Genomic DNA, 15,990 nt, shown 5'->3' with positions numbered 1-15,990 from the left:
TGAATTGAATTTTCGCGCAGGGGACGTGAGGGTGAATTTGACCGAGCGCTAATCAACTGTAACCATGGTAAATTTTCGCGCGCGACATCTTGTAGTTGCTGCTAAGATCTAGGTAACCAGAAGGATTTTTTAAGCATATCGATTAGTCTCTCGATCAGATTTGGACCGGTAGGCATGCCCCATTGCATTCACAAAAGGGTATGGGCATGTCTTCCAACGAACCGCCAATCGATGAGCCACCGGTCGAAAAAACTGCCGAAGAAATCGCGACAGAATTGGCGAGACTGAAAGCTCAGCGGTTGAACTCAATCGCACGCAAAATCCGCAAGGCGCGTAGCGCCATCACCTTCAAACTGCTTGCAATCGCGGATTTGCTGGCCGGAGCAAAGGATGAGCTGCGGGTCTACGGCAAAGAAGGCGTTGAAGATGTCAAGAGATCACAGGCCACGCTGCGCAGTTTCGTCAACAACGAAGGCATGCTTCCACGCGATGAATTCAAGACTTTCCAGCGGCTCTCCTCCATCACCGCGGAAGAACGTGAGCTCCTGACAGAGCAGGGCAGTGGTTTTTCAGTCCTGAAAGCGATCGTCGATGATGCGGGTCTTCGTAACGACGTCATCAAACGGATGCGCGCCAATATCGTCATGGACGCGGCCGCCGTTCGTCGCGTTCGCCTGCAGCGGAAACTGGCCGCGGAAACGCCACTTCAGGCTTTTCTACGTGTGAACCCTAATTTCGCTGTTATCGAAAGCCGTAAGGAAACGCGCGCTGCCACTAAATCTTTCGAGAAGGATGCTGCGGCGTTTGTCCTCAAGCTTGGAGATTTGGCCCAGGCAGGCGATCTTTCCGAAGATGATCATCAGGCTCGCTGGAATATCCTGCGTCCAATTGCTGGCGATCTCGTGGCACGTTTCCGCGCATTCTTTGATGCACAGGATATGCCTGTCGATTGGCGAGAGCTGCACATGGTTTATAGCAGCGACGAGGAATATGGCAAAATTTCCGGGATGCTGCTTGCCCTGGAAACGATGGCGTCCGGCGATTTCTACATCCCAGACGAAGAGAACGGCGGTTATTGCGAAACAGACGACCTCAATATCGATCACCGGCTGATCGATGCAGTCGGCCAAATCGTTGGCATCTCCATCAACCAGGCACTTGCCATGCCGACGGCCAAGCGCGTGAAGCGGATTCTGCCGGCCGAGGCAAAGGCGAACACCCGCAAGCTCGTTGCACCAGAACGGCTGCTGCGTTCAGTCGAAATCTGCGCTGGTGCCGGCGGTCAGGCGCTGGGCCTTCATGACGCCGGTTTCCGGGCACATGCGATCTTCGAGCGGGAGGCGGATGCTGCCGAAACCTTGAGACAGCATTTTCATGGCGCGGTTGAACGCGTTTTCACCGAGGACGTCACTCGGGTCGATTTCCGTCACTATCGCGGTCGGGTCGATCTCGTTGCCGGAGGCGTCCCATGCCAGCCGTTTTCCACGGCCGGGGTCCGTAAGGGCGAAGAGGATGATCGAGATCTGTTCCGTCGGGCCGTTGAGATCGTTGACGAAATCCAGCCGCGAGCCTTCTTCTTCGAGAACGTCAAGGGATTTGGCGATGCGCCATACCTGGCATATCGCTCTGAACTCTCCGCCGCTTTCGAAGCAATCGGGTATCAGTGCAAACTCTTCCCCATCCTCGGCTCCGACTATGGCCTTGCCCAAGGCCGGCCGCGTGTCGCATTCGTCGGCTTCCGGGATCCGGATGCAATGTCCCGCTTCAAGGTGCCACCGGCTTTCCCGCAGTGGGGTAGCTCTCTTTCCAGCGCGATTGGGGATCTGGTATCTTCCAATGGATGGAAAGGCTTTGACGAGTGGACAAAGATCGCGAACGGGCGCTGCCCGACGATCGTTGGCGGCTCCCGTAAAAGCGATAAGTTCAGTTTTGCATGCGGCCACACGAAGGAAACCTGGGCTTTGCTCGGCATAGACAGCACCGAACTGAGTGCAGCGGCTCCGGGTCCGGATCACAAAGGTCAGTTCAGGCTCACCCTTGGAATGGGCGCTCGTATTCAGGGCTTCCCCGACGGCTGGCGGTTCCAGGGCAAGAAAAAGCAGATCAAGTCCCAGATCGGTAATGCCTTTCCGCCGGTAATGGCCAAGGCTGTTGGTCTGGCCATTCATGCGGCGCTCGAGAACGTCGAGTTCGACTACGAAAAGGCGTTGACTGCCGGTTTCACAACACCGCCGCCTCCTCGGCCGGCGAAGAAACTGGGTTCCGGCAGACTAACTGGTCTCTCAAGGTACAACATGGGTCACGATGTGCCAGAGCTGGAACACCGGTTTTTTAGTGAACTGAGCATGGATGAGAACACCGGCGCTGATCTGATCATCGGGCCCGGCGACTATCAAGTGCTTAAGACTCAGGAGAAAGCTGAAAAGTCTGAGACGCCTGAGACGGTTGAGTAACACGCGATCGACCATACGACCATTGCAGAGGGAGGGGCAGAAATGCCCCTTCTATTGCCGTACCAACGGATAGCGTCGAACGGTAAGCCACAATTATCGGCAGACTAAAATGGCTGGCGCTTTATCAGTTCACGTCCTCATCTGGCGGGTTGAGGGTCCATGCAGGCAGTGTATTCGTCTTGAACTGGTCGAAGTCATCGGAGGTGATGGCTATTGGCCACGGAAGATCTTCATGCCTGATGAGCCTTCAAATATTCACGACGGCTGCACCAACCGGCAATTGGGGTATCTCGAATGCGTCAGCGACCGGCGGTTTTGTCTTGCCGCGTCTGAGGGCGGTATGCGCGAGAACGAGGCGAGGGTAGACATTGATCAGGTTTCGTCGCCAGTTGGCGATTGACTCGTTGTCGAAGCCGGCATCGACCATGGCCCTGAATCCGCTAGCCGGGATATGCTCAAACCCCGGCCTTGCAAAATCGTAGATCGATCCGCCCAGCAGAGATTCGGAAAGCGGCATTCCGAAATCTTCGGGTCTCAAATCCAGCCGGATCACCTCGTCCTCCCAGTACCGGTTAAACTGGCAATTCACTATCGCGATACGGCGATGGTGGCGAGCCACCTGCCGTTTGGTATCGACCTCAAGCGCATAATGCTGATGCGGCAGAGGCGTTCTGATGATTTCCAGCGATAAGCCGCGAAGCCAAAAACATGCAGCGGCATTCGCCTCTGAGAGCACCCGCTTGCGCATCGTTTTGGTGAAGCGGGTAGGCCACTCATATTGGATCGGAGACACGTTGACGCGTGACATTGATAAGCTCCATTTACGGATTACAAGGCGATCCTTGAATGTGCATTCCGGCTCGCAGAACACCTTTCCGACGGAAGGCCGACGTACTTCTTCGCCGCCGGTACAGAGCACCCTCCTTGAAAGGAGGAAAACCACCGAATTGGCGGGATATGATGCCCTTGCGGGGCGTGAGAGCCTCTCCGGAGAGACGGCCCCAATTTTTGTTAACGGCCCCCGTGGAGACCGCAACACAATCCCTCATGGGGAACGGTTACAAAGAGGTTGCCACTCCGGGGAGTGCGCTTGTCCTAACCCATCAAGGGACCGATAACCGTGTCGGCGCTTCTTTCGTCGTGCTGACAAGAAGAATGGTGGCGCGTATCGAAGAGGCGGACAATAGGGAAAACGCACTATTTCGAAAAATTGTCCGCGCTGTCGAAACGCGAGGCACGGGATGTCTGGTCATTGCCATGCCCAGGCGTCATTTCCTTCCGTGGCGGCTTTCGCTTCTGTCTTAACGCTCGCTCTCCGTCGTCAATAGGCTTTAAACGCTGGGCCGCGGCTCTAGGCAGGAAGTTTCCATGTCGTAATCGAAGCTGATCCTGTGAACGCCGCCGATCTTGTCCCATGGAGTGGTGTAGCTTCGGCGATCGCCGTGCCTTCCGGACAGAGCCGGGAATTAATCAGCTTGCGGCTGGCAGGCTGATGAGCGGATCATCGCTCATTGCTGCTATGGTCTCAAGTGTCATGTAGCGGGATCGCTGAACAGCCCACTCGTCGTTTTGCTCGAGCAGCAGTGCGCCGACGAGCCTGACGATGGCATCGTCGTTTGGAAAGATGCCGACGACCTCGGTGCGTCGCTTGATCTCGCCATTGAGACGCTCGATCGGGTTTGTCGAATGAAGCTTTGCCCAATGCTGCTTGGGAAAGGTCATGTAGGCGAGCACGTCCTGCTCGGCGCTGTCCATGAGGGTTGCAAGCTTCGGCACTTTCGGCCTGATCTGGTCGGCGACGTTGCGCCATTGAGCGCTTGCCGCTTCTGGCGTGTCCTGGGCAAACGCCGTGGCAATGAAGGCGGACACGACACGCCGTCCGCTCTTTCCGGCATGGGCCAAAGCATTGCGCATGAAGTGGACCCTGCAGCGCTGCCAGGTGGCGGAAAGCGCCTTCGATACGGCTGCCTTGATCCCCTCATGCGCATCGGAGACGACGAGCTTGACCCCGCGCAGGCCCCGCCTGGTCAGCTTGCGCAGGAATTCCGTCCAGATCGCCTCAGCCTCGGACGTGCCGATCTCCATCCCAAGAACTTCACGTCGGCCGTCGGTGTTGACGCCCACCGCAATGATGACGGCAACAGAGACGATGCGGCCGCCGCGACGGACCTTGAGGTAGGTCGCGTCGATCCAGAGATAGGGCCATTCACCTTCAATGGGCCGGTCGAGAAAGGCCTTCACCTTGTCGTCGATCTCTTCGCACAGCCGGGATACCTGGCTCTTGGAGATGCCAGACATGCCCATGGCCTTGACCAGATCATCGACTGAGCGGGTCGAGACGCCCTGGATATAGGCCTCCTGGATCACCGCCGTCAGAGCCTTCTCGGCCATGCGACGCGGCTCCAGGAAACTCGGGAAGTAGCTGCCGGTACGAAGCTTGGGAATGCGCAGCTCGACGGTGCACGCCCGTGTCTCCCAGTCTCGATCGCGATAGCCGTTACGCTGGGCCAGTCGGAAGCCATTCTTCTCGCCATAGCCCGCGCCGGTCTTCGTGCCGACCTCCAGCGCCATCAGCTTCTCGGCAGCAAAGCCGATCATCTCGCGTAACAAATCGGCGTCGGCGCTCTTCTCAACGAGTGAGCGCAGGTTCATCATGTTGTCGGTCATCGGTGATCTTTCCATCAGGTTGAGCTTGAACAACCCGACCCTACCGGAAAACACTGGTGACCACCGCAACGCCGCCCGCTCCCTACAGCACATTCGAGGGCGCGCTCGCGAGCGGCTCCGCTATCACCCAGCTACACCACTCGCCGGGACACGACCACGCCGCCACAGACGAGGGCCCTTGTAAACGTGCCTTATGCCGGCGGAATTTCGGCATAGGCCAGCCGCAAATTCTGGGTTCCGATAAGGAAGATTACCGGAATTCAGGGCCCTGAAATAGCAGTATGGGTCATTGGTAACGAGCGGCCGATAGCTTCCGCACAAGAGTCAGGACGCCTGTTTTCTGGGAACTTCGCGAAAGTGGCTGTTACCCTTCGACAAGACAGACACATCCATCGGTCGCACACGGCCCCAAAATAACCTTCATAAAACCTGCATGGGCGGCGTTGACGTCATTGGTGTGACGCGCCAGTCTCATTTCATCGGCAGCAATGAATGATGTCGATTTCCTCTTGTACGAGGTGGCAGTCGGGACGCCGATTGTCGACAGTATCGGCGCTCATCGGCGAATATCCTGCCGGGCAGAGCTCCATATCCTCCTGAGCAAACAGGACAAGCTCAACGCACGACGACCTCGGCGGGATCGGCGAAGTCATGGCGATCGGCTGACGGTCGACCTGACTTCAGGGACACTGACGGCTCTCAAAATACACGTTGCCCGGCGCGGAACCACCATTCGCGCAGTGGTGACCGCGTTGATCCAGAGGGAAATTGCGCCAGAGATTCAGCGCGAATGAGAACTGGAAGCGAATGGTCAATCAAGACAGCCCTCGCAGACCCCAACTCCACCGGCCACCCGGCCGTCTATCTTTCTGAAAGGACCCACTTATGGACATGAACAAGATCGCGGCTGAAGAAGCTCTGTTCCACGCATGCTGCGAAGCACTGGTTGACCAGATGCGCAGCATTGACGAGGCCGAATGTGGCGATGGCCTCACTGCGGGTTGGTACCTGCAACTTGCTCCTACAGGCATCAGCCTGCGACAAGAGGCAGACGTAGAGGGCCAGCCGCGGACGCTTTTGGTCCGCCTGCCGCAAAATCTGCATGTCTGGAACTTGGCCCAGGCTTTGTCCTCATCGACCGGCTGCATGGCGATCTCTTATGTGATCGTCATGTTCGGACAGTTTCCCGCCGGCATGCCACGGCAGTATCGTGACGAGATCCGTAAGGCCGCCGAGGCCGTCGTCTCGCATGCCGTAAAGCTGCAGCATGACGAGGAAAACGCTGAATTCGGCCGCAAGTCGGCAACCCGGCACTAGGTCGTCTGACGCTTGAACGATCTGACTGATCCTGGGGGAGGACGCCCGAAACCCTCTCCACCCCAGAACACGGGAACGCTACGCGAGACCCCAATCCTTCCCATCAGCACGTATCTTTCGACGCGGCCATTGGTCCGCGAACGGAAGCCGCGCCAATCACCTGGAATTCACCTGATGAAATCTCCTCGACCACTCTCCTCGACCGCCTATGGACAAGCCTGGTGCGGCAATTCGCTCGAACTCATCGATCGGCTTGACGACGAAAGCGTCAACCTGGTCATGACCTCGCCGCCATTTCCGCTGCTGCGACCGAAGGCCTATGGCAATGAGGACCAGTCCGGCTATGTCGACTGGCTCGCCGGCTTCGCAGAAAAGATCATGCCAAAGCTCGCAACGGACGGTAGCTTCGTCATCGATCTCGGCGGGGCCTGTCAACGCGGCACCCCGTCGCGCAGCCTCCACATCTACAAAGTCGTCCTTCGTCTCTGCGAAGACCTGGGGTACCATCTTTGTCAGGAATTCTATTGGCACAATACCGCCAAGCTGCCGAGCCCGATCGAATGGGTGAACAAGCGCAAGATCCGCGCCAAGGACGCCGTCAACACGATCCTGTGGCTCAGCAAATCGCCGTGGCCGAAGGCGAATGTCCGAAACGTCCTCACCCCATACAGCGAAAGAATGCGAAAACTTCTCGCGGAAACAGATACCCGTTCGGAGGAAGCCGTTCGACCGAGCGGTCACAGCATGACAAGAACCATCGCGCGCGATAACGGCGGAGCCATTCCTTCCAACGTGCTGGAAATCCCAAACACGAGCAGCAATGATGCTTATCTTCGCCGCTGCAAGAGACTTGGGGTAATCCTGCACCCGGCCCGATATCCAAGACTGTTTCCGGAATTCTTCATCAGGATGCTGACCGCTCCCGACGATCTCGTCGTTGACATCTTTGCCCGATCAAACACGACCGGCGAGGCGGCGGAGAGGTTGCAACGGCGCTGGATCTCATTCGAAATGAACAGGGAATATGTCGCGTCCTCGGCCCTTCGTTTCAGCGCCGACGCATGCGACGACGAATTGCGCTCTTCCTACATGGCATTGTTGGAAGCGAGTGAGCTGGCCCTCACCGGCATGCCATCCGCTCCGGCGGACGGGCCAGGTGTAGACTTGCCGGAGATTGTTCAGTCGGAGCGGATTTGGAGCGCGTCGCCGTTGGCTTGAATCCATGACGACGCCGATCCGCGATGACCTCAAACAGCGGGCGCGAAGCACATGTCCGGAACGGCCAGAGCAGGGGGCATGGAACAAGGCGACCTCACGAAAGGTAAGGGCATCAGTCGACCCGCCTTTCCGCCCAGCCTTTCAGGCCGCTCGAAATGTTGGGGAAATCGATCCGCCGAGGTTGCCGCAACCGGCCGATCTGATCACCTTCTAATGAATTCAATGCGAATCTCAGTATGCGCGTCTTTGCCCCTGCTCTCTCCAAGGCCCGTTTCGAACAACTGCTGTGCGCATCTGCCGTGGAGCAGGACGAAGAGAGGCAAGTCGTCGAGATCACGATCCGAGAGCGGATGAAGGCCGGTGGAGGCCAGTCCGCGGAAAAGAACAATTGAGCCTCAACTCCAGGCTCAAAACTGATCTTAAGCGGCAATCGGATCCTCGCCGTTGCCTCGGTGAGCCCGCGTATCGCCAGCAAATCTACCGGTGATGACCGGCAGATAGCCCCTTTTCCGCTTCTTGCGTACCAGCATCAGAAAATGGATCGCGGCGTCCCGCTCGGTCGCGAAAACGTCGCTTTTCTCACCGCCGCGCTTGCCGATCCGTCCCCATTGCCGCACGACGGCGATTTCACCGAAAAGGGTCGGTTCGATGGCGAGCATATAGTAGCGCGACAGGTTTTGGGTACGGTCGATCTTGCGACAATAGAGACGGTACGGGTAGAGAGCCATGCCGGCAGCATCGCCAAACCGCTGCCTCAAGTCCAATGAGACTTTTGAATCGGTCGAGGCGCTCCGATTCATCGGCGTGATGGGTGGGTTATCGGCGCCGGAAGCTCTCATGGACAAACCCGTTGGCAGGACCAGTCATCCTAATTCTGCGCGTTGTTCGGGGCTGTGCCTGGAGATGATGCGACCCTATTTGTCGATCCAGCAGAGTTCCAGCATCTCCTCCTGCGTCATGGAGCGCATCATGCCGGTTATCGAGTCGCCGGTGTTCTTGGTTTTGACGTCTGCGCCATGCTCCGAGAGCCTGTCGTCGCGCAACCCCGAGCAGGGCGCAGGCGGCCTTGGCCTGACTGCACGCGGCTCAGCGGGCATCGCATCAGGAAAGTGGAACCTGAAATGCGTCCATGTAATTATATCCGCATGAAGCATGACCTCCGCTCAATCATGAGGTAATCCCCATGCGGACCGTAGATGACTGGCTCGAAGACTGGCTTGCCGAGCATCGCAATGTCAGGCTGGAAGACGCGCACCCGATGGCCAATGCCGTGCGAGCCGCTGCGCTCGCCGATGGTTATAGCCTGGAGCTACTTCGTGATGCCGGCGACGGCGACATAGAACGGTTTGTAGGTCCCGTGGTGGTTTCGCAGGTTATCGCGGGGTCTACCGTAGCGCCGCTGGAGGGGACAATCGGAAGAGTTTAAGGCGGGCTCAGAGAATGCCCTGTTCGGCTTCCACCTCAGCAATGGCCGCTTCAAGCTTTTCCATCATCCTGCGCAGTGCCGCCTCTGACGGCCTTGGATCCAATCGATCCACGCTTTTGGTCACGCCCTCCCGCGCCTTGGCGTATACCTCAAGGCGGGCTGTTGGCGTGTTTTCCGGTAGCCGGGCGAGAGTGCTGCGCAGAATGATGAGGTAAGGGTTCATGGCCTTGGACCGTACCCGAAGCATGTAAACCGCGTGTTAAGCTCAAACTTGGCCGTCCAGCCTGGCGAGTATCCTCAGGGCCTCCACACGGTCAGGCTCCCAGAATTTCAGGCGGGTCCTTCCGTCCTCACCGGTAGTCACAGTAAACGCTTCGCGGTGCATTCCCATTTCGAGCAGCCGCTCTTCCACGGCGGCTATGTTTCCGGCGAGGGACGACAGCGGATCCACGACCACGTATTGAGTGCGCATCTGTGCCAGCATTCGTTCCCCCTTGCCGCTGAGGAGCCCCATCGGGTGAAAACTCTACAATCCAGAGATGCTAAGCAAGGACATGCCTGAATGTTGGTAAGCAGGTAAGGTTACCCGCTGAGGCGACAATTGATGCCGGGCGGAGCAAGTCATGAACGCACGACCAGACCACCTTTAGATGGACGAGAATTAACCGCAGGCGGGTCGCCGTGAAAGAATTCGTGGTGCCGGGATTGAGCCGGAAGCGTTGATCGGCCCGACGGCATCGCCAATGCAGCGATGATTTAAAATCGTCGACTTACGACTTTGAATTGGCCGTAATTTGGTTTAAAAACAGTCGAATGAAGGCTGAAGATTCGTCGCTACATTACTATGATCGGAAAGTCGCCCCGAAAATCCGGGAGGCGCTGGAAGATACCCGTGTTGTTCTCATTTCCGGCCCACGACAGGCAGGCAAGACAACCCTTGCACGGCAGTTCGTCGCCGACAACCGGCCATATTTCACCCTCGATGATATCGGTACCTTGGCGGCAGCCCGCAATGATCCCGTCGGATTTATCCGAGGGCTGGATGGGGCAGTTATAGACGAGATCCAGAGAGCCCCAGAGCTTATGCTCGCGCTCAAAGAAAGCGTCGACATCGACACCAGACCGGGTCGGTTCTTGATTACTGGTTCTGCAAATCTTGCGACGGTTCCCGCCATAGCAGATTCCCTGGCAGGTCGTATGGCCGTAATCTCGCTATTTCCATTGGCTCAAGCCGAAATCATCCGCGCGCCGGGCGAGTTCCTGCATCGGGTGTTTTCGGACGAACCGTTTACATCAGCAGGGTCGCCCGTCAATGCGGGAGACCTTATCGAGATTGTCCTCAAAGGGGGATATCCCGAAGTCTTGCGAAGAAAGAGTGCCAGTCGAAGACAAGCGTGGCTCGACGACTATATCTCCGTGATTCTGGATCGTGACGTTCGTGATATCGCAAATATCGACCAACTCGATCGGCTTCCGAGGTTGCTGAGCGTATTGGCCGAACACGCGGGTCAACTTACGAACAATTCCAGTTTCGGATCGGCGCTGGCGATCTCCAGCGTCACAGCTCAAAAATACGTCGGCATCCTTGAGCGCCTCTATCTTCTGAAATTGGTCTCGCCTTGGTCGACCAATAGCCTCAGCCGTCTGATTAAAACCCCGAAGATGCACTTCGTCGACAGTGGCCTGCTTGCTGCCGTGCGCGGCGATGATGAGGAGAGGCTACGGCGAGACCGGGGGCGCTTCGGACCCTTGCTCGAAAGCTTCGTCGTATCCGAAATCCTAAAGATCGCAGCCTGGACCGATCTCCGGCTATCGTTCTCTCACTATCGCACGAAGGACCAGGATGAAGTGGATCTCGTGATCGAGGACCGTCGCGGTCGGATTGTTGGGATCGAGGTGAAGGCGTCGGCAACAGTCCGTCCGTCGGACATCAAGGGTTTGCGCCAGCTCAAAGCTGCGACAGGAGATCGTTTCCTGCGTGGGCTCGTTCTCCATGATCACGATCGGGTCACGCCGTTTGATGAGAATATTTCGGCAGCTCCACTGTCAACACTATGGACGTTATAACATCACATAATGCGATTTATGGAACTACGACAGAACGTGGAGCGGTCAGCCACTGACGGGACGACCGCTTTCACGCGATGAGTGTCGGGCCGACCAAGAAGCGCCCCCAGAACCGTCTCTCCTTGCACGGTGGGCGGATGTTAGGCATATCGCCTCGCCCTCCGTCTTACATGAATGGACAAAACGACAGAGTCAGGGTGCCAAATGCTGCTCATCAGGATGGCAAAGATCGTTGTTCCAAACCGACCGCCCAGACAGAGGAAGCCGACGAGCAGCCGGCGGCACGCCCTGCACTCGGCGGCCGCAGGTGTTGGTCAGGACGGAGCACGCGGGATCGGGCCACCAGGAAAAATAGAGCACGAAAAATCGTGCATGCCCTTTCCCTGTTCGGTTCAAGGTTTTACTGCTTCAGGCATGCCCCGAAGCGGGCAGGCTTTCCGACAGCGCGATCTTCAGCTTCTCTTCTTGTTCTGGCGAAAGGGATGTCTTGAGAACCCGGCCTCGCAGACCTTCAAACTCGGCCAGGACCTTCTCAGGCTGAACCTTTCGCACAAGAACGAACAGCGCTGAGGAATTGTTTGGAATGGTCTCACCCAGTGACTTGATGAACGCATCATCGATACCGTAGTCCGCAAGTGACCCGGACAAGGCGCCGACACCGGCCCCGGTCAGGCCACCGATGGCGATGCCCGCCAGAGGATTGAGGAACAGCAGACCCACCAGGCCGCCCCAAAGCGTACCCGACAGAAGGCCCGACGTAGCGCCAAGGGCGGTCAGGTTGAGGCTCTGCTTGAGATGGACCTTCCCTTCGCCGTCACGAACAACGACCACCGCGTCTTCCAGATCGACCAGATATTCCTTCTTCAGCGCAACGAGTTTGAGAAGCACCTTGTCGGCTTCATCAACCGTGTCAAAACCGACAACAACGAGATCGGACATTATTTGCTACTCCTCTGTTATAGTCTCTTTTGTGAATGTTGCCCTTCGCTCAGGCGTGCTTACCCAACCCCCGGAGCGACGGCACTTATCGTGACAGAAAGATCGGAACCTCCGGGTTTGCCAGGAGCGTCCGGGTTGCACTGCCGAAGACGAACTCAGTGATACGGGGCTGCCCGTAGGCGCCCATCACCACCATCTCAGCGCCGAGGTCTTCTGCGTGGGCCAGAATAAGCTCGCCGGCGTTGCCGCCTTCCAGGCGGTCGAGCGTCACCTTGATGCCGTGGCGCGCAAGATGGAGAGAGATATCGCTGCCGGGGTCTTCTCCCAGCAACCGCGCAACCTTGGGCTCTGGAACAACGACAACGTGCACGGCGCGAGCGGCCGCGAGGAAAGGCATGGAATCGGCGACGGCGCGGGCCGCTTCCCGGCTGGCATTCCAGCCGATCACGATCGTTTCGGGCGCGCCGCCTTCCGGCCATGAAGGGGGTAAAAGGATCGACGGCCGCCCGGACGCGAAGATGATATCTTCCGAAACCGTGAGAGCCGTCTCCGCGCGAGCGGGTTCACGCCCTGTCCCAACAATGGCAAGCGATGCATGACGGGCATGCAGCATCAGCGCCTCGCCCGTTTCGCCTGAACATATCCTGAGTTCGCACTGGACGCCGGTTGCGGCCGCAATCTCCGCCAGGAGTGCACGCAGCCGCTCTTCGGCCTCATGCTTGCGTGTTTCGTAGGACGCTATCATGCTTCCGATCGCCGCCCCTCGAGCAAAGCCATGAGAGGGATTGGCGATCAAATCTTCTGGCACGAAAGCAACAATCAAATGCGCGTCCCATGAGCGCGCAAGATCTACAGCATAGTCGATATAAACCCGACAGATGGAAGCATCCGCTGTATCGATATAGACGACGATATCTTTTGGCGTATTCATTCCATCCCCTTGCCGACCAGCAATGGCCCTAAACTAACGATCGCCCCCCGCGAGTCAACAACTGATGATCAGCAGGGTGACGAAAACCTGCTTGCGTGGCGCGCTACAAAGATTGTCGTCCGCAGGCCTGGCTGCCGCGCGCATGCTACTCCCGACACGGTCGCTGAAGGCGTTCTCCGCTGTCGCCTTCAGGTTCTGGCTCTTCTAGCGTCCCCTCTTGCTTTCCCTCTTGCTCCCCCTTGCCCCGGCTGGCTTCGGCTGTCGTCTCCGGTGCGCACCAGATAGAGCCTGCGTCAGTTTTTTTAGCGCGACGCTTCCTTCGCACCTCCACAGTGAACGGCTTTGTTTGTCTCATCGGGTTTTACGCTCCGGATCTTTTATCAGCGATTGCGCTCGATGCTGGCGATCGCCGCAAGGCAAGCGCCAATGCGCTGAGCGCGCAGCCGGTCAACATGAGGTCGATCGCCAGCAGCGCGCCGATGATCCACAGACTGTTGACCAGCCAGCCCGCAAGGACGATCAGGGCAACGAGCACCGTGACGACGCCAGCGGCCGCGAGCCACGGCCAACCTGAAACAGGGCGGATCGCCAGACCGGCGGCAGTCCTCATAATGCCTGCCACGAGCATGCTGAGAGCCATCAGTAGTGTGAGGAAAGTGGATGCCAGGACCGGGTTCCAGAATGTCACCAGACCGGCCAGCACATAAAGCCCGCCAACCAGGAGCAAACCGAAAGTCTGGCTCCAACGCTTCATCTGAAACGCAAAGACGATATGCGCCGCACCCGCCAACAGCATCGTCGCACCGACAAAGAGGACGGAAACGATCGTGGCCAGCAAGAGGTTGGAGAGGGCGACAAGCGCGATCAGCGCCAGCACGATGCCTGCGCCCAGCAGCCATCGCCATCGTGACCGCAGCAATTGCAGGTCGGTGGCGTCGAGGCTTGCGGTATAAATGGTCAACATAAGTATTCTCCTCTAAAAAACATGAAGAAAGCTGCGCCGCGTCGGGTCAGTTTCCACCGACGATCTTGCCGGCAAGGACAAACGGGCTGGAAAGGACCGCACCGGCCGAATTGAAGACAAAGGCTCCGGCTTGCCTGAGATTCTGGGGGTTGCGGCTTCCATCCCGGCCCGAGAGCTTCGGATAGTAGGCGGCGAGACCGACGAAACGATTGTGTCGGAAGCTGTCTGAGGCCTCGATATCCGAGATGTCGATCACCTGCACATTCGCCTTGCGCGTCGCCTCTTCGACTTTCGGATCCGTCACGTCAATCCTGCCCAGGCGCTGACGTTCAGTGGACAGGAATTCCGAGACCTTGAGCGCCCTGTCATCCTGGGAAACAAGGATTGTCATCGGCGGGTTCAGCGGCCCAATCGTCGCAAGCTGTGCCTCGAACACATCGACATCGATATCGGGCGCCGCCAGCACCACCTGCAGTCGACGGATCGCCGCGTCCTTGCCGGTAAGCCGCAGCTGGCGCACGGCTTCCGTCGTCAGCCATCCACCCATGCTGTGGCCGACGAGCGTGATGGGGCCTTGCGTCTCCTTGCGTGCGAGCGTGCCGAGCAGATCCGCCAACTGGTCGCGCGAGAACGTCACCGCGTCCTTGTCGGCGACGTAGCCGCTCAGAGCGCCTTCGGACGGCCAGGCAAACAGGATTGGAGCGGCATCGACACCGGCGTCCGCCGTCATCTGGGCTATGCGATAGACGGCCTCGGTGAAATTCGTGTTGTAGCCGTGCACGAACACGCCGACGCTCGGCGGTTTGCCGTTACGCTTGCGCGTTACCTCCGCCTCGAATGTCGCCGCGTCGAGAACCCGCTGCTCGACCGTGACGAAATCCGTCTTCGGATTCGGCTTCGATTTCGGCCATTCCACATTGCCGGCCTTGTGCCCCGGCGGGATGGATATCCCGTAGCGGATGTAGCTGACCTCGCGGGACCGCCCGGACGTATAGACACCGTTCTCGTCGCGCTTTCGCGTGGTCGCCACATAGACCGTCGTGAGCTTCGCTCCCGGAAGGGTCTCGGCGGTTTGGGCAAGCAGTTCCGGGGCGGGGCGACCGGCACAGGCTGCAAGCAGGCTCGTGAGAAGCAGAAGCGTAAGGCGAAGACTGAATTCACGCATTGACTGAACCAATTTCTTGTTTTGAAGAGGCGCTGGAACCATCGCGCCTCTCGGTACGACAGAGTTCGTCCTGCCGCCGCGCAAGCGGCGACGTCGATGTAGTTTGCCGGCAGCCAGCCTTCCGGCTAGGCCGTGATGTGAAAACCGTTATCGGCGTAGACCACCGACCCCGACAGAGGCGTTGCCGCCTCGCTCGCCAGGAATGCGGCGATACGCCCGACCTCTGCGATACTCACAAGGCGCCGCGATGGCGTGCGCTCGCGCACCGTGTCGATGAGCTCGTCGAAACGCTCGATACCCGAGGCTGCCCTGGTGGCGATCGGCCCGGTAGACAGGGCATGGGCGCGGATGTCCTGCGCTGCGAGATCCGCGGCCAGGTAGCGTACGCTTGCTTCCAGCGCGGCCTTCACCGGTCCCATCAGATTGTAGTTGTCGACGACGCGCTCAGCTCCGAAAAAGCTGACGGTTATCAGGGATCCGCCTTCCTTCATCAGCGGGGCGGCGAGCCGCGCCATCCGGATGAAGGAATGGCACGATATATCCATGACCTGCGCAAAGCCTTCGGCCGAGCAGTTGACGATGCTCGTCTGCAAGTCCTCTCGCGGCGCGAAGGCGATCGAATGAAGCAGAAAATCGAGACCGCCCCATTCATTCGCTATGGTGTCGAACACCGCCTCGAGCTGGCCTGCAATGCGAACGTCGCAGCCTTGTCGTTGAGATAGGTGACCGCCAGATCGGCGCCGGCCCCTGAACGCGGCTGCACAGCCGGCCGCGATGGAGGAATCGTTGGCGATGCCGACGACGAGGCCACGTTTCCCGAACAGATCGACGAGCGCAGCCATC

The 15,990-nt window shown here is 58.4% G+C and carries 16 protein-coding genes and 1 pseudogene; 7 read left to right on the top strand and 10 right to left on the bottom strand.

Features of this window, described 5'->3' with window-relative positions; all coding sequences use genetic code 11:
- Positions 1-371 precede the first annotated feature (371 nt).
- Positions 372-2,453, top strand: a complete 2,082-nt coding sequence (locus AGR2A_RS27260; RefSeq protein WP_208617157.1) for a DNA cytosine methyltransferase — start codon at positions 372-374, stop codon at positions 2,451-2,453.
- A 247-nt stretch (positions 2,454-2,700) separates the two neighbouring features.
- Here AGR2A_RS27260 and AGR2A_RS27255 read toward each other — a convergent pair whose 3' ends face one another.
- Together AGR2A_RS27255 and AGR2A_RS27245 are read right to left on the bottom strand one after the other, a co-directional pair.
- Complete coding sequence (locus tag AGR2A_RS27255) at positions 2,701-3,324, bottom strand: hypothetical protein (RefSeq protein WP_139786429.1); 624 nt, start codon at positions 3,322-3,324, stop codon at positions 2,701-2,703.
- A 599-nt stretch (positions 3,325-3,923) separates the two neighbouring features.
- Positions 3,924-5,120, bottom strand: a complete 1,197-nt coding sequence (locus AGR2A_RS27245) for an IS256 family transposase (protein ID WP_080823673.1) — start codon at positions 5,118-5,120, stop codon at positions 3,924-3,926.
- Positions 5,121-6,005: 885 nt separating this feature from the next.
- On the opposite strand from AGR2A_RS27245, the gene AGR2A_RS27230 reads away from it, so the two are divergent.
- The 3 genes from AGR2A_RS27230 (at position 6,006) to AGR2A_RS29820 (ending at position 8,047) form a co-directional block, all read left to right on the top strand.
- On the top strand, positions 6,006-6,437 hold the full coding sequence (locus AGR2A_RS27230) for a hypothetical protein (protein WP_080823668.1): 432 nt from the start codon (positions 6,006-6,008) through the stop codon (positions 6,435-6,437).
- A 174-nt stretch (positions 6,438-6,611) separates the two neighbouring features.
- A complete protein-coding gene (locus AGR2A_RS27225) occupies positions 6,612-7,655 on the top strand; it encodes a DNA-methyltransferase (protein ID WP_080823667.1) in 1,044 nt (347 codons plus the stop codon).
- Positions 7,656-7,891: 236 nt separating this feature from the next.
- Positions 7,892-8,047: a hypothetical protein gene (locus AGR2A_RS29820; protein ID WP_167378255.1), complete on the top strand. Its 156-nt coding sequence runs from the start codon at positions 7,892-7,894 to the stop codon at positions 8,045-8,047.
- 27 nt (positions 8,048-8,074) lie between these two features.
- Here AGR2A_RS29820 and AGR2A_RS27220 read toward each other — a convergent pair whose 3' ends face one another.
- Positions 8,075-8,383: a WGR domain-containing protein gene (locus AGR2A_RS27220; RefSeq protein WP_080823855.1), complete on the bottom strand. Its 309-nt coding sequence runs from the start codon at positions 8,381-8,383 to the stop codon at positions 8,075-8,077.
- On the opposite strand from AGR2A_RS27220, the gene AGR2A_RS29385 reads away from it, so the two are divergent.
- Together AGR2A_RS29385 and AGR2A_RS27215 are read left to right on the top strand one after the other, a co-directional pair.
- Positions 8,382-8,804, top strand: coding sequence for a hypothetical protein (locus AGR2A_RS29385; RefSeq protein WP_125271679.1), 423 nt, complete (start codon positions 8,382-8,384; stop codon positions 8,802-8,804). The genes AGR2A_RS27220 and AGR2A_RS29385 overlap by 2 nt on opposite strands.
- 34 nt (positions 8,805-8,838) lie before the next feature.
- Positions 8,839-9,081, top strand: a complete 243-nt coding sequence (locus tag AGR2A_RS27215; RefSeq protein WP_080823665.1) for a hypothetical protein — start codon at positions 8,839-8,841, stop codon at positions 9,079-9,081.
- Positions 9,082-9,088: 7 nt separating this feature from the next.
- Here the strand turns inward: AGR2A_RS27215 and AGR2A_RS27210 are convergent, their stop codons facing one another.
- Together AGR2A_RS27210 and AGR2A_RS27205 are read right to left on the bottom strand one after the other, a co-directional pair.
- The gene (locus AGR2A_RS27210) at positions 9,089-9,328 is read right to left on the bottom strand and encodes a hypothetical protein (RefSeq protein WP_125271678.1); all 240 of its coding nucleotides are present in this window, start codon (positions 9,326-9,328) and stop codon (positions 9,089-9,091) included.
- Between the two features lie 18 nt (positions 9,329-9,346).
- On the bottom strand, positions 9,347-9,565 hold the full coding sequence (locus AGR2A_RS27205; RefSeq protein ID WP_286079606.1) for a hypothetical protein: 219 nt from the start codon (positions 9,563-9,565) through the stop codon (positions 9,347-9,349).
- Between the two features lie 329 nt (positions 9,566-9,894).
- Here AGR2A_RS27205 and AGR2A_RS27200 point away from each other — a divergent pair, with 329 nt between their 5' ends.
- A complete protein-coding gene (locus tag AGR2A_RS27200; RefSeq protein WP_035226446.1) occupies positions 9,895-11,148 on the top strand; it encodes an ATP-binding protein in 1,254 nt (417 codons plus the stop codon).
- A gap of 408 nt (positions 11,149-11,556) precedes the next feature.
- On the opposite strand, the gene AGR2A_RS27195 is transcribed toward AGR2A_RS27200, so the two are convergent.
- From AGR2A_RS27195 to fabI, 5 genes and pseudogenes are all read right to left on the bottom strand, one after another.
- Positions 11,557-12,087, bottom strand: coding sequence for a DUF1269 domain-containing protein (locus AGR2A_RS27195; RefSeq protein ID WP_035226447.1), 531 nt, complete (start codon positions 12,085-12,087; stop codon positions 11,557-11,559).
- 85 nt (positions 12,088-12,172) lie between these two features.
- Entirely contained in the window at positions 12,173-13,018 is an 846-nt protein-coding gene (locus tag AGR2A_RS27190; RefSeq protein WP_035226450.1) for a universal stress protein, read from the bottom strand.
- Positions 13,019-13,379: 361 nt separating this feature from the next.
- A complete protein-coding gene (locus tag AGR2A_RS27185) occupies positions 13,380-13,982 on the bottom strand; it encodes an HdeD family acid-resistance protein (RefSeq protein WP_051796448.1) in 603 nt (200 codons plus the stop codon).
- A gap of 46 nt (positions 13,983-14,028) precedes the next feature.
- Positions 14,029-15,147 (bottom strand): alpha/beta hydrolase, encoded by a 1,119-nt coding sequence (locus AGR2A_RS27180; RefSeq protein ID WP_035226453.1) that lies wholly within the window; start codon positions 15,145-15,147, stop codon positions 14,029-14,031.
- 125 nt (positions 15,148-15,272) lie between these two features.
- A pseudogene (gene fabI / locus AGR2A_RS27175) lies at positions 15,273-15,989 on the bottom strand (enoyl-ACP reductase FabI).
- Between the last annotated feature and the right edge of the window lies 1 nt (position 15,990).

Origin of the sequence: Agrobacterium genomosp. 2 str. CFBP 5494 (genome assembly GCF_900013495.1) — a bacterium.
GTDB lineage: Bacteria > Pseudomonadota > Alphaproteobacteria > Rhizobiales > Rhizobiaceae > Agrobacterium > Agrobacterium pusense.
Note: the sequence above shows the minus strand (reverse complement) of the source record. Positions and strands in the feature narration are given on the sequence as shown.